The 13113-nt window shown below is 63.8% G+C and carries 13 protein-coding genes; 4 read left to right on the forward strand and 9 right to left on the reverse strand.

Translation table 11 applies throughout. The features are described from left to right. Positions 1–65 precede the first annotated feature (65 nt). The 3 genes from HNQ95_RS11345 to HNQ95_RS11355 all read left to right on the forward strand — a co-directional run bounded on the left by HNQ95_RS11345 (position 66) and on the right by HNQ95_RS11355 (position 1656). Positions 66–464, forward strand: coding sequence for an NADH:ubiquinone oxidoreductase subunit NDUFA12 (locus HNQ95_RS11345; RefSeq protein ID WP_182574104.1), 399 nt, complete (start codon positions 66–68; stop codon positions 462–464). Positions 465–780: 316 nt separating this feature from the next. Next, positions 781–1212 (forward strand): DUF2155 domain-containing protein, encoded by a 432-nt coding sequence (locus HNQ95_RS11350; protein WP_154384240.1) that lies wholly within the window; start codon positions 781–783, stop codon positions 1210–1212. Positions 1213–1281: 69 nt separating this feature from the next. Continuing rightward, on the forward strand, positions 1282–1656 hold the full coding sequence (locus HNQ95_RS11355) for a hypothetical protein (RefSeq protein ID WP_067961552.1): 375 nt from the start codon (positions 1282–1284) through the stop codon (positions 1654–1656). Between the two features lie 7 nt (positions 1657–1663). Here HNQ95_RS11355 and aat read toward each other — a convergent pair whose 3' ends face one another. From aat to HNQ95_RS11385, 6 genes are all read right to left on the reverse strand, one after another. Further along, entirely contained in the window at positions 1664–2281 is a 618-nt protein-coding gene (gene aat, locus HNQ95_RS11360) for a leucyl/phenylalanyl-tRNA--protein transferase (protein ID WP_067961555.1), read from the reverse strand. A gap of 12 nt (positions 2282–2293) precedes the next feature. Next, the gene (gene accC, locus HNQ95_RS11365; protein ID WP_067961557.1) at positions 2294–3637 is read right to left on the reverse strand and encodes an acetyl-CoA carboxylase biotin carboxylase subunit; all 1344 of its coding nucleotides are present in this window, start codon (positions 3635–3637) and stop codon (positions 2294–2296) included. A gap of 18 nt (positions 3638–3655) precedes the next feature. Further along, entirely contained in the window at positions 3656–4129 is a 474-nt protein-coding gene (gene accB, locus HNQ95_RS11370; protein ID WP_182574103.1) for an acetyl-CoA carboxylase biotin carboxyl carrier protein, read from the reverse strand. A gap of 29 nt (positions 4130–4158) precedes the next feature. Next, entirely contained in the window at positions 4159–4593 is a 435-nt protein-coding gene (gene aroQ, locus HNQ95_RS11375) for a type II 3-dehydroquinate dehydratase (RefSeq protein WP_182574102.1), read from the reverse strand. A gap of 131 nt (positions 4594–4724) precedes the next feature. After that, positions 4725–5519: a DsbA family protein gene (locus HNQ95_RS11380; protein WP_182574101.1), complete on the reverse strand. Its 795-nt coding sequence runs from the start codon at positions 5517–5519 to the stop codon at positions 4725–4727. A gap of 156 nt (positions 5520–5675) precedes the next feature. Further along, a complete protein-coding gene (locus HNQ95_RS11385) occupies positions 5676–7076 on the reverse strand; it encodes a M48 family metalloprotease (RefSeq protein ID WP_067961565.1) in 1401 nt (466 codons plus the stop codon). Positions 7077–7212: 136 nt separating this feature from the next. Between HNQ95_RS11385 and HNQ95_RS11390 the strand changes: the two genes are divergently transcribed. Continuing rightward, positions 7213–8361 carry a pyridoxal phosphate-dependent aminotransferase gene (locus HNQ95_RS11390; RefSeq protein ID WP_182574100.1) on the forward strand — a complete coding sequence of 383 codons (1149 nt, stop codon included), beginning with the start codon at positions 7213–7215 and terminating at the stop codon, positions 8359–8361. Positions 8362–8489: 128 nt separating this feature from the next. Here the strand turns inward: HNQ95_RS11390 and HNQ95_RS11395 are convergent, their stop codons facing one another. From HNQ95_RS11395 to HNQ95_RS11405, 3 genes are read right to left on the reverse strand one after another with little or no spacing between them, the layout of a single operon-like run. Next, positions 8490–10166 (reverse strand): S8 family serine peptidase, encoded by a 1677-nt coding sequence (locus HNQ95_RS11395; protein WP_182574099.1) that lies wholly within the window; start codon positions 10164–10166, stop codon positions 8490–8492. A 9-nt stretch (positions 10167–10175) separates the two neighbouring features. Then, entirely contained in the window at positions 10176–11141 is a 966-nt protein-coding gene (locus tag HNQ95_RS11400; RefSeq protein ID WP_249925985.1) for a phosphatase PAP2 family protein, read from the reverse strand. A 48-nt stretch (positions 11142–11189) separates the two neighbouring features. Then, a complete protein-coding gene (locus HNQ95_RS11405) occupies positions 11190–12977 on the reverse strand; it encodes an AfsR/SARP family transcriptional regulator (RefSeq protein ID WP_210283754.1) in 1788 nt (595 codons plus the stop codon). Positions 12978–13113 lie beyond the last annotated feature (136 nt).

Genomic DNA, 13113 nt, shown 5'->3' on the forward strand with positions numbered 1-13113 from the left:
CTTGCCTTCGCGCCGGCGTGACGCCATAAGCAGGAGACTTTCGACGCGCCTGCCGCGAGGATCCGATGAAGAAATTCCTTGTCCAGTTTTTCACCTGGTGGAACGGCCAGACCCTTGGCACGCGTTTCCACACCTGGCGCAAAGGCACCAAGGTGGGCCAGGACGAGTTCGGCAACGTCTACTATGAAGGCGGCAAGGATTCGGAAGGCCGCACGCGCCGCTGGGTGATCTACAACGGTTATGCCGAAGCCTCGACGATTCCGCCCGGCTGGCACGGCTGGATGCACCATCGTGTCGACGTGGCGCCGCCGAGCGACAACTACATTCCGCGTGACTGGCAGAAGCCGCATCAGCCGAATCTGACCGGCACCGGCGGCGCCTACCGCCCGAAGGGTTCGGTGCTGGGCTATACGCATCGCCCGCAGGTCACCGGCGACTACGACGCCTGGACGCCCGGCGCTTAAGACAGACAGCTTAACGGCGCGGACATTTGTCGCCACAATTGGCGGCTAACTCCTTGCCCATTGGCGTCAGGCGATTAGCCTTGGCGCGTGGGAATCAGCGAGTGGGACACACTCCGGGCGCAACGGCGGTAACGACTGAATGATTTTTCCTGGCCGGATTCCGTCGAGCGGACGATCGAAGGCGAAAACCCTACTTGTGGCGGCAACGCTGTGCGCAGCGCTTGGCCAGGCAACGGCCCAGGACAGCATCGAGCGGCTGCCGCTCGATCAGCAGGTCGAGCAAGGTGACGATCTGCCTGCCATCGACGTCCCACCCTTGCCGGGTGAGGGGCAGCCTGCTCCCGATCAGGCCCAGCCTGCTCCTGCAGAGACACAGGCAGCACCCAAGGTCGCGGCCCCGCCGCAGCGGATCAAGAACGCGGTTGCCGAGTTTGCCGGCATCGACAAGATCACCGGCCGCATCATCACCTTCGACGTCTATGTCGACGAGACCGTGCAGTTCGGCGCGCTGCAGGTGACGCCGCGCGTCTGCTATTCCAGGCCCGAGAACGAAGAGCCGAAGACCGATTCCTTCGTCGAAGTCGACGAGATCACCCTCGACCGCAAGATCAGGCGCATCTTCACCGGCTGGATGTTTGCCGAAAGCCCGGGCCTCAACGCCGTCGAGCACGCCGTCTATGACGTCTGGCTGAAGGCCTGCAAGCAGAAGTCGGACGTTCCGGCTCCGGAAGCCGCCAAGACCAACTGAGCCTTTTTCGGAACCGCTTGGGGCCCCTGACGTTTGGCGTCGTGAGCAACGCCAGCGGAGGATCGTGCCGTGACCGTCAACCGTGACGAACTGCTTGAGCTCGAACGGGAATTCTGGACCGGGAACCAGGAGTTTTTTGCCGAAAACGCCGACAGGGAGTGCCTTGTCGCTTTTCCCGAGATGGCGGGCGTGATGAGCAATGCCGAGCTTGCCGCCACCGCGACCAAGCCGCGCCGCTGGCGCAATCTCGAGATGAAGGTGCAAGGAATCGTCGAACCGGGCAGCGACATCGTCATGCTGACATACGAGGCCAAGGCAATCCGTGAAGATGGCGAGCCGTACCAGGCGCTGGTGAGCACGGGCTACGTCCATCGCCTGCAGGGCTGGAAGATGATGTTCCACGCCCAGACGCCGATAACGCAAGCGGCTCAGACGAAGAGCTAGCTTGCCCTCAGGGCGTGAAGGTGGCTTCGCCGAGGAGCGCCTTGGCGAGCAGCTTCTCGTATTTGTCGCGTGGCACGTCGACCGCACCGAAGCGCTTCAGGTGATCGGTTGTGAACTGCGTATCGAGCAGCAGGAAGCCGCGTTCTCTGAGCCGCTGCACCAGGTGGACGAGGCACACCTTGGACGCATCTGTCTCGCGTGAGAACATGCTTTCGCCGAAGAAGGCGCGGCCCAAGGAGACACCGTAGAGCCCGCCGACCAACTCGCCGTCGCGCCAGGCCTCGACGGAGTGGGCGTTGCCGATCCGGTGAAGGTGGGTGTAGGCCTCGCGGATCGGCGCGTTGATCCATGTCGACAGGCGGCCTGCGCGCCGTTCGGCGCAGGCGTCGATGACGCCTTCGAAGTCGCTGTCGAAGCGGATCTCGAAATGGCCCTGCCGGATCGTCTTGGCGAGGCTGTGCGGCACATGGAAGCCGTCGAAGGGGATGATGCCGCGTGTCTCGGGCCGGACCCAGAACACTTCCGGATCCGACGCGCTTTCTGCCATGGGAAAGACGCCCGACGCATAGGCCTTCAGAAGAAGGTCCGTGGGTATGCCGTAGCCGGGCGCATAAGGTCGGGTCATGCGACCCTCATTCTACTCGCCTTTCGCGAGATGTTTTTCCAGCCAGTGGATGTCGTAGTCGCCATTTGCGATGTCGGGGTTACCGACAAGCTCGCGGAACAGCGGCAACGTCGTCTTGATACCATCTACCACGAATTCATCGAGCGCGCGCCGGAGACGCATCATGCATTCGACGCGATTGCGGCCGTGCACGATCAGCTTGCCGATCAGGCTGTCGTAGTATGGCGGGATCCGGTAGCCGGAATAGACGCCTGAATCGACACGGATGCCGAGGCCGCCGGGCGTGTGGAAATGCGTAATCGTGCCGGGCGAGGGCACGAAGGTGCGTGGATCCTCGGCGTTGATGCGGCACTCGATGGCATGGCCGTGGAAGCGGATGTCGTTCTGGGTGACCGACAGGCCGCCGCCCGAGGCGACGCGAATCTGCTCGTGCACGAGGTCGATGCCGGTGATCGCTTCGGTGATCGTGTGCTCGACCTGAAGGCGGGTGTTCATCTCGATGAAGTAGAACTCGCCGTTCTCGTAGAGGAACTCGATCGTACCGGCGCCGGAATAGCCGAGATTGGCCACCGCGTTGGCGCAGATGTCGCCGATGCGCGAGCGCTCTTCGCTGTTGAGGGCGGGCGAATTGGCCTCTTCCCAGACCTTTTGATGGCGGCGCTGCAAAGAACAATCGCGTTCGCCGAGATGGACGCCCTTGCCGGCGCCGTCGCCGAAAATCTGCACTTCGATGTGGCGCGGCTTCTGCAGGTACTTTTCGATGTAGACGGCGTCGTCGCCGAAGGCGGCACCGGCTTCCGAGCGCGCCGTGGCGAGCGCCATCTCGAGGTCGGCTTCGGTCAGCGCGACTTTCATGCCGCGGCCACCGCCGCCGGCGGATGCCTTGATGATGACGGGATAGCCGATCTCGGCAGCGACGCGCTTGGCTTCTTTCTCGTCGCTGACGGCACCTTCCGAGCCGGGCACGACCGGGATGCCGAGGCGCTTTGCGGTGCGCTTGGCTTCGATCTTGTCGCCCATGATGCGGATGTGGTCGCCCGAGGGACCGATGAAGGTGATGTTGTGCGCAGCCAGGATGTCGGCGAACTTGGCGTTCTCCGACAGGAAGCCATAGCCCGGATGCACGGCGTCGGCGCCTGTTATCTCGCAGGCCGCGACGATCTGATGGATGTTGAGATAGCTGTCGCGCGACGGCGGCGGTCCGATGCAGACGCTTTCGTCGGCGAGGCGCACATGCATGGCGTCGGCGTCGGCGGTGGAGTGCACGGCAACCGTCTGGATGCCGAGCTCCTTGGCCGCGCGCAGCACTCTGAGGGCGATTTCGCCGCGATTGGCGATCAGGATTTTCTGAAACATTGCGCGCAGCCTTCCGGCTTACTCGACGACGACGAGCGGCATGCCGTATTCGACAGGCTGCGCGTCTTCGATGAGGATCGCCTTGACCGTGCCGGAGCGCGGTGACGGAATCTGGTTCATCGTCTTCATCGCTTCGATGATCAGCAGCGTCTGGCCTTCCTTGACCACCGAACCGATCTCGATGAACGGCTTGGCATCCGGCGACGGCGCGAGATAGGCGGTGCCGACCATCGGCGAGGGCACTGCGTTCTTCGAGCTGTCGACGGCAGCAGCCGGGCCAGCGGCAGCCGCTGCGGCCACCGGTGCGGCGGCTGCAAGCGGGAGAGGCGCCGGCGCGGCGTAAGCCTGGACGGCAGCCGCTGCCTGGCGCGACACGCGCACCTTGAGATCGCCGAGTTCGACTTCGATCTCGGTCAGGTTGGTATCGTTCAGGATCCCTGCGAGGTCGCGGACCAGCTGCTGATCAACACCATCGGTCTTCTTCGTCGCCATGTTCTAGCCTTTTCTCTTCCTGTTTCCGGTCAGAGCCGGGCGGCCAGCGCCTGCAGCGCCAGCGTGTATCCGAGCGGTCCGAAGCCGCAGATCATGCCCACGGCCACTGGTGCCACCATCGATTTGTGGCGGAACGGCTCGCGGGCGTGGATGTTGGAAAGGTGCACCTCGGCGACCGGCAAGGGCGAGACGGCACGAATGGCGTCCTGCAGCGCGATCGAGGTGTGGGTGTAGGCGCCTGCATTGAGCACGATGCCGACAGCTTTTTCGCCGGCCTCGTGGATCCAGTCGACCAGGACGCCCTCGTGGTTCGATTGGCGGAATTCGATCGCAAGGCCGAGCGAGGCGGCTGCCGCCTGGCAGTCGGCTTCGATGTCGGCCAGGGTCTTGCCGCCATAAATCCCGGGCTCGCGTTTGCCCAGCATGTTAAGGTTCGGACCGTTGAGGACGTAAACCGTTTTCAAATTAAAGACCTTTCCACCCGCCAGATCCTCTCTGGCGCGGCGGACCCTCTATAATCGGCATAAGCCGTCGCGGAAAGAGCGCAAGCGACTTCTTGCGCTGTCCACAACGGCTCGCGCTGAACAAAGCTTGCTCAGCAGGTGGAATTTGCCTGGCAGGCGGCTGCCGCGGCGATCTTTTCCGCCAGCACATCCTGGCCGAGTGCGCCGAAGACGACCTCGTTGCCGACGACATAGGATGGCGTGCCGCTGATCTGCAGCTTGTTGGCGAGATCGTAGGTGCGGTTGAAGGCTTCGCCGATCGTGGGGTCCTTCATCGCCTCGCGCAGCTTGGCCTCGTCGGCACCGAGCTCGAGCGCCAGCTTGACGGCGCTGTCCTCGCCGGCGCGACCTTCGCCGCCGAGCAGCTTGTCGTGGAACTCGCCGTACTTCTCGGGCATCAACTTGCGGAAGGCCATCGACACGACATGGGCCTTCTGAGAGTCCGGGCCGAGGATCGGGAACTCCTTGAGCACGAAGCGCAGGTCGGGGTTGGTCTTGACCAGCGCGTTCATGTCGGCCTGGGCGCGTTTGCAGTATCCGCAATTGTAGTCGTAGAACTCGACGATAGTGATCTTGCCGTCGGGATTGCCGACGATGCCGTCGAACTTCGAGTTGAAGATTTCGTCCTTGCTCTCCTTGATCACGCTCAGGCTGGCGATGCGCTGCTCTTCCTTCTGCTTGGCTTCGAGAGCGCCCTGCATTTCGAGCAGCAGTTCAGGGTTGTTGAGCAGGTAGTCGCGCACGATCGTCTCGACCTGCTTCTTGTCGAGGGCCGTGGTAGCCGCTGTTTCCGCATGTGCGGCATTTGGCGAACCGGCGAGGCCGAAGGCCAGCATGGCGAGGGCGACGGCGATGCCGGTCGTGCCGAGAAGAAGTGCTTTTTTCATGGTCCCTTGGTCTCCAGCCGTTTCGGCTTATGCATGCCTCCGAAAATCTGAAACGATTTTTGGCAAGGGGCATGCATCAGGTTTAAAGTTCTACAGCGTCCTTTGCGCGTCCGGATGACGCGCGGCGCTGTGTGTCGCTGTCCGCCGAATGAAAGTTCACTTCTTTTTCTTGCTCGGCGCTTTGTAGTTGATGATGTCCTGCGCGCGGACCCAGCCCGGCGAGCCTGGCTTGAGCTTCTGCTGGGCTCGCATCGCAAAGATTTTCGCGTCCTGATAGGCGCCGCTGTAGTAGTGACCGTCGGCGGTGGCAAGGTCGGCGTCGGCGACGTCGCCGAGCATGCCGTAGGCTTGAGCGAGGTAGCGATAGCCCGAGGCGTTCTCGCGGTCGCGGTCAAGGCCCTTGCGGATTTCGACGACAGCCTTCTTCAGCGCGTCGGGCGTGCCCATGGCGAGATAGGTCTGGCCGAGTTGGATCGGCAGGATACCTGATTTCGCCGTGTCGAGCCGGACAGCGTTGGTATAGGCCTCGGCTGCGGCCGCGGGCTTGTTCGACTTCATCAGGATGTCGCCGCGCAGCTCGTGGAAGTAGGCGTTTTTCGGCTGCGACTTGATCAGCGCATCCGTCTTGCTCAGCGCCGAACGCAGGTCGCCGAACAGATAGGTCGACTGGGCGTCGCCATAGCGCGAGGCGAGACCGTCGGTGCCGCGCAGCAGTCGTGAAGTGGCGGCCTGCCCTTGGGTGTAGGCGGCGATCTTGACGCGCATCATGTCGTGCCGCTGCTGCAGCGCCTCGGAATCCTTCTTGTCGAAATAGGGGCTTTCGCGCGCCAGCGTCTCGAGATTGGCGATGCGCTCGCGCGGCATCGGGTGGCTGACCTGGTATGGATCGACGCGCGCGCCCGACAGCGACAGTGCGTTCTGGAAGCGCTGGAATGTCTTCAGCATGCCCTGCGCCGACTGGCCGGTGGCATTGAGATAGGTGATCGCCGAACGATCGGCGGTGACTTCTTCCGTGCGCTGGTAGCCGAGCAGGCTGCGCCGTGCCATTTCCGAGCCCCCGGCGACGACGCCGGCGCCCGCCGCACCAAGGCCCTTGGCATCGCTCGCTGCACCGGCGACCATCGCACCGGCGCCTAGCAGGGCGGCAACGATCGCCATCGTCTGGGCACGCGCCAACTGGTCGCGCAGGCGCTCCTGGTGGCCGCCGGCGATGTGGCCGGCTTCATGGGCGATGACGCCGATGATCTCGTTCGGCGTCTCGGCCGTCATCAGTGCGCCGGTGTTGATGAACATGCGCCGGCCGGCAACGAAGGCGTTGAAGGCCGGGTCGTTGACGAGCACGATGTTGATGTTCGAATTGGCAAGCCCCGCCGCCTTGAGAATCGGCCGGGCATAGTCGCGCACCAGAGCCTCGATCTCGGCGTCCCGGACGATCGGAACACCCTGTGCATGGGCAGTTCCCATTGTGCCGAGAGCAAGCCCGGCCGACAGCGCAAGCGCAGTGACTGCGCGCGTTGATCTTGCGACGAAACGCGAAAGACTTGTGATGCTCTGCATAGCGGGAAACACTCGTAAACGAGCCGTCGGGCTGTGAAAAGGCTGGTTCAAGAAACTCATCAACTTGTGATCCCCATATCAATCAGGCATTTGTGCGGCACATTGCCCGGCGGGCGACAGTAGAAAGTGAACGAAAATGGCGGTTGCGATTTCACGGCGCGGCGAAGTCGAGCCCTTCCATGCGATGGATATTCTGGCCGAGGCCAACAGGCTCAGGGCGTTGGGCGCGCCGGTCATTTCGATGGCTGTCGGCCAACCCTCCGATCCGGCGCCGCAGCGGGTGCGTGACGCCGCGGCAGCCGCGCTCAAACTCGGCCGTATCGGCTACACCGACGCGCTCGGGCTTGCCGATCTGCGCAAGGCGATCTCGGCACATTATGCCGAGCATTACCGCATCGATGTGCCGGTTTCGCGAATCGCCGTCACCACCGGCTCGTCCGCGGCCTTCAATCTCGCATTCCTGGCAATGTTCGATGCCGGCGACCGGGTGGCGATCGCGGCGCCCGGCTATCCTGCCTATCGCAACATCATGGGCGCTCTCGGGCTCGACGTGGTCGAGATCGAGCTGGAGGGCGCTGCCTACCTCCATGCCGAGCACCTGCGCACAGCACATGCGCAGAAGCCGCTGAAAGGCGTCTTGTTTGCAAGCCCCGCCAACCCGACCGGTGCCGTCGTGCCGGCCGGCGACCTCAAGGCGCTTGTCGATACCGCGCGCGAACTCGGGATCGCGGTGATTTCGGACGAAATCTACCATAGGCTCGCCTATGGCGCGCCAGATGTGACCGCACTCACCTATGACAGTGACGTCACCGTCATCAACTCGTTCTCCAAATATTACTGCATGACCGGCTGGCGCATCGGCTGGATGGTGCTACCGGACCGGCTGGTGCGGCCAGTCGAGCGCATCGCGCAATCGCTTTACATCTCGGCGCCTGAGCTGTCGCAAGTGGCGGCCATCGAGGCGTTCAACGTCACCGACGAACTCGAAGTGATCAAGGCGCGCTACGCCTGGAACCGCGAACTGCTGGCCAAAAGACTGCCGGAACTGGGCTTCAGCTTCGCCGCACCCATGGACGGTGCGTTCTACGCCTTCTGCGACGTCTCGCGGCTGACCAATGACAGCATGGAATTCGCCAGCCGCATGCTGGCCGAAGCGCATGTCGCGGCCACGCCGGGCCGGGATTTTGACCCGCTCGCAGGGCACCGTTTCATGCGGTTTTCCTATGCGGGCAGCCATGACGACATGATCGAGTCGATGGATCGCCTGGAACGCTGGCTGCGTTGAAAGCGCAACCGCCCCGTCGGCCGTACCGACGGGGCGGACAGGGGCAAAGGGGAGGATGGGCTTTGCCGCCTGAGCGCCGGAATGCCCATGCCCCCCAGCATGCATTCCGACATGAGTTACGCGATCGGTCAGGGCGCGAGTATTGCCGCGACCGCCTTGCCGGCATCGAGCAGGCCAGCGCCGAAGAAATACGTCTTGCCCTTCGCCGGTTCGTTGTCGGCGTTCATCGGATCCTGCGTCAGCGGGGTCGTGCCCGGCTTGACAGAAGCATTCTGATCGCAGGCGGCAATGAGGTTGGCTTTGGATGTCAGGCCGTCCAGTTTCGCCGCGGCGCCATGCTTTGCCTTGTGGGCACGGGCCGTGAGGGCAGCCACACCGGCGACGAGAGCCGCCGCGCCGGAGGTCCCGCCGAAGGTGGTGTAGTAACCGCCGCCGATGCCCTGGTTGTCGAGCGGCGGCAGGATCGACGAATAGGGGTCGGAGCCACCGGCATAACCGAAGGTGCCGGGCAGGTCGGTGGTCAGCAGCGAGAAATGGCTGTGCGGAATGACCTTGCCCTTGCCCGGATGGTAGTGGTGCTGGTCGACCATCGGGTTGGTCCGGTCGACGCGCAACTGGTGTCTGGTATAGATCTCGAAATCGTCCGACGGCGCGACAAGCGTCAGCTTGGCGCCATAGTTGCTGTAGCCGGAGCGGTAGCCATGTGGCGTCACCGCGCCGACGGCGATGATGCCGTTGTTGGCGGCGGCGAGATTGGCCGGGTAGATCAGCTGGCTCTCGCCGTCATTACCGGCCGCGCAGACCACGGGCACCTTGCGGCTGATGGCAACGATGAGCTTGGCGAGCGTGTTCCAGGCGATCTCGCGGTTGCCGGTCTTGCCGACCGCATGCGGCCTGATCTCGCTTGCCGGCGGCGTCGCCTCCTCAAGACGGGCGAACAGATCGGCACGCTCCCAGTTGGCACGGTCGTCGAGGTCTTGAGAGAGCTCCGGCTTGGCATTCAAAACGCTGCGCACCGGGTCGGGGATGCCGCGCGGCAACAGGATGACGTCGGCGCCATTGGCAAAGGCATAGAGGAGCGCTGCTATGAACTGGTCGGGCTGCTGCTCGAAGCCGGTCCGGATCGAGATCAGCCGCGACAGCGGGTCGACGCCGAAATAAGGCAGCATGTTGCGGTTCGGGTTCGGCACGGCAGTGCCGTCGTCTGATATCAGCACATCGGGCAGGGCGATCGCCGGATTGGGCGCGACGCTTGCCGCCGGTTCGCCGACGACGAGGCCAGCAACAGCGGTGCCGTGGCTGCCAAAGGTCTCGTCACCCTCGATCAGCGTGTGCAGCACGCCTTCCGAAGCTGCGAGCTCGGCGATCAGGCTGCCGAGATAGGCGGTCTCCGGGCCCGTCAGGTTGAGCGTGCCCAGCCCTGCGGTGGAGATGCCGGCGAAGAAGGCGGCCTTGACCTCGGGGTCATAGGGGCTGGCGGCAGGGGCGGCGACATATTTGGCGCCATAGGGGTGGCTCACCAGGTCGATCGACTTCACCGCGTCCAGCCGGCTCTTGAGGTTGGGGTGGCTACGGCTGACGCCGACGTCGATCAGCGCGACTGTCGCAGGAGCCGTCGCTGCCGGGAACGCCTCTGATATCGTATCCCAGACGGTGCCGTTGATTGTGGGCGAGGAGTAGTCGACCCCGCCACCCGGGGTCAGCGGCCCGAAGGTGGCATCGATCACGCCGAGTGCCGCAAGGTGCCAGAGGTAGTAGTAGGACTGAGGGTGCTGGAAGGAGAACTGTGTGTTGCCGTTTGCCATGATCGCCCCTCAGATCCATTCGCGCTGTGCGGCGAGATAGTTCGCCATGAAGGCGTCACGCAGATATGGCTGGAAGCGCTGTGCCAGCGCCCGGCCGCCATTGGTGTCGCTGGGATAGTGCAGGCCTGCCCATTCGCGGTTTTCCGCGACTTTGCGGGCAATGCGCGACAGCTCCTCCGTCGCCGGGTGCTCCGGCAGGATGGCGTTGAAGGCAAAGGCAATCGAGTGGCACTGGAACGAGTGGTTGCTCGGATAGGCCTGGTGCGCTGGATTGGGCAGCATGAGCCGCAGGCGTGGCTCGACCTGGTTGGGCCTGGTGCGGTTGAATTTTGCCTTGTAGATCAGCCCGACATATTCGCAGGCCGTCAGGATCGACTGGAACAGGCCCTCGGTCTGGTCGAAGCCGCTGATGCCGTCGATGCCCAGCGGCTTGGTGAAGTCGGAGACGTCAAGCGTCGCCTCGCGCTCGATGTCGTCCTTGCGACGCGAGCGTTCGCGGTCACGGGCCTGGAGCGAAAGCATGACTGTCGTTTCGAGACGGGTGACGTCTGGGCCGGGCGGCAGCGGAATGTCGAGCTGCTCCCAGGTGAATTTGCGCGCTGCCGTGAACGCATGTGGCGAGGGCGACGTGTGCAGACGCCTGAGCTCGAAGGCCGGGATCAGGCTTGCCTGCGATCCAGTGCCTGATCCCGATTGAAGAGCGCTGCCCTTGTTCTTGTTTTTGTTCTTGTTTTTATTCTTGTTCTTGTTGAGCGAGGCCTTGTTGAGCACGCCGGCGCTCATGACGGCACTGGCGACTCCGGCCGACATCACCATCGCCTCGGCGCCGGAGGCGAGTGTGGTTTCCAACACGATCGGAGGCCGATCCGTGGCCGCGCAAGGCAGCACGTCGTCGCCGGCGATCTTGAAGCGGTACTGATCGAGAAAGTGCGAAAAGCCGCCCTCAGCAGGCGCGGAACTGTCGTTGCCAGACACTGAATTCCCCATTGAATTGATCGAAATGTGCGGTGCTCGGCGCGTCCGTCATGTTTTTTTGACACCGGCCTTGATCAGACCGGAGATCAGATTGGCGCCGCCCTCGGTGCGCATGATTGGATAGCGGGCGTCGATCAGCGAGCTGATCGAGAAATTGGGTTCGACGACGTTCAGCCGGTCGAGCAGCGAGCGGGCGGCGCGGATGTCGCCGAGCTGGGCGTGGCTCGCCACGAGATAACGCAGCAGCGAATTGAAATCGGGCCGCTCGCGTAGCGCCTGCTCGCCGGCTTCGATGGCGACGCGATGATTGCCGGCGAGCGTGGCGTTGATCAGCCGCGAGGTGTCGAAATAGTAGCGATAGGGGCTGTAGGCTCCGAGATGACGCGCCCAGTTGGCGAGGCTGAGCCCTTTGTCCGGCTGGCCGGCATAGGCATGCAGCATCGAATAGAGGTCCCAGCCGAGCACCTGGGTCGGGTTGGCGCGGATGGCGCGCTCGAACAGGCCCGATGCGTAGTCGTACTCGCCGAACAGGAACGAATGCACATGGCCGACGAGCGCCAGGGTGACCGAATTGCTGGAATCGAGTTCCAGCGCCTTGCGGGCGTAATGCTGAGCCTGCTCGATGGCCACGGCAGAATCGGAGAAACGCTGGCCGACCTGGAAAGTCATCAGGAAGGCGAGCCAGGCATAGGCCTGCGACGACGGCCGCTGGGCGATGATGCGCCGGAGCGACGCCTCGGACATGACTAGGTCGTTGCGCGACAGCCGGAACATGGCGTTGACGGCGGCATAGAGGCTCTCGGCCTCGACGACGTCGTCGGTCTGTTCGGAGCGCGCAATGAAATATTTGCGCAACTCGTCCATCGCCTCGTTGATGAGCTGGTGCGCCGCCGAGGTTTCGCCTGCCTCGATCGCGCGCCGTTCAAGCGTGGCGCCGCCCATCCACAGCAGGCTGCGGTCGGCGGTGCGATGGACACTGACGCTGATATAGGCCTGGTGGGCCGAAAAGCGGTAGCGGACCTGAATCGCCAGCGCCACCGAATCGAACGCCGTTTCCGGCTCCTGCGTCGGCGACAGATCCGGCCGCGACAGGTCGGAGACGGTCAGTTCGCCGCCTTCGAGCAGCGACCGCACCAAGAGTTCGGAAAACATGTCGGGCAGCGATTCTGCCCCGAAGGCATCGCCTGAGATCGCCGGCGGCAGCAGCGCCACCGACCAGCCGGTCCGGCTCCCGGTCAGCGGCAGCGACTTGCGGTTGCCGCCGTCGGAGGAATTCGGTCCCGATTTCTGTGCCTGGGCCGGGATGAGGCCGTTGCTGCGCCTGTCCTTGGGGCTGACGTCGCGCTGGCCGAGCGCATTTTCGAGCCGGCCCTGCCAGACCTGCCGCTCGAGCATCAGCCATTCCTCGAATTCGGGGTCGCCGATGTCGAGGCCTTCGAGCAGCTCCGGCCAGGATTCGAGCTCGACTTCGCTGGGCACGGATTGGCGCGACGGGTCGAGCAACTGCAGCGCGTCGACCGACACGCGGTTGAGGTCGAGCGAGATGGTGTGGTTGTCGGAAATGATGATGCTGTCGGCGATCGGGCCGAGCGATTTGCGGACGTCGACGAGGGCCTGTCTCAGGCTGGCTGCGGCCTGCTCCTCGCCGCGGTCGCTCCATAGCTTGTCGCGCAGCCAGATACGCGAGCGGGCACCGCGTGGAGCAAGTGCCAGCATGGCCACCAGCGCGCGCGACTTCTGCGCCTTGGGCGTGCACGACGCGCCGGCTGCGTCGGTGACGGCCAGCGCCCCGAACAGGTAGATATTGCAAAGCGTACTGGCGTCTTCACCAGCCATCGTGCGGACCTTCGCTGCAGGTCGTCCATGCCCCTGAAGAGCGTACCACAGGTCGAATCGCCTGTGGTCCTCGCAACTTGCATCGGGAGCATACAACGACATTCCGGCAAGTGCGCGTGCTTGTATGCTTCTGGCA

Origin of the sequence: Aminobacter ciceronei, assembly GCF_014138625.1 — a bacterium.
GTDB classification, from domain to species: domain Bacteria; phylum Pseudomonadota; class Alphaproteobacteria; order Rhizobiales; family Rhizobiaceae; genus Aminobacter; species Aminobacter ciceronei.